The 473-nt window shown below is 47.8% G+C and carries 1 protein-coding gene; it reads right to left on the bottom strand.

The genetic code is table 11. The annotated features are described in order from the left end of the window. Positions 1 to 470, bottom strand: a 470-nt coding sequence (locus ACTHSP_RS21830) for a MotA/TolQ/ExbB proton channel family protein (RefSeq protein ID WP_440346987.1), incomplete at its 3' end; no start/stop codon positions are given. Positions 471 to 473 lie beyond the last annotated feature (3 nt).

Genomic DNA, 473 nt, shown 5'->3' on the forward strand with positions numbered 1-473 from the left:
CCGCTTTCGCTGATGCCGATCAGGGCATGGTAAATACCCCAAACAGTACCCAACAGGCCGATAAACGGAGCGGTTGCGCCGATGGAGGCCAACGCGGTCATGCCGTAGTCGAACTGACGCATGGTTTGGGACATACTGTTGCGGATGTGAACAACCAAGTATTCGTTCAAAGGCAATTCGTCAATCAGCGATTTGCTTGTCGTTTGACGGTAGTTTTGGTATGCGCGCAGAGACTCATCGGCAACATTGCTCATCGGTGCTTCTACCGCTTTGGCTTTTTGTACGGCATCAGCCAGCGTAAACGCATTCAACATCAACTCTTTTACCTGAGCATTGCCTTTTTTCGCTTTGCGGTATTTGATGCAGCGGATCACGATAACGCTCCAAGTCACTACGCTCATCAACAACATCAGGACAAATACACCAATCAGTACCACATCACCTGATTTGAAAACTAAACTTAAATCCATAAT

It is taken from the genome of Neisseria sp. P0001.S005, from assembly GCF_051963715.1.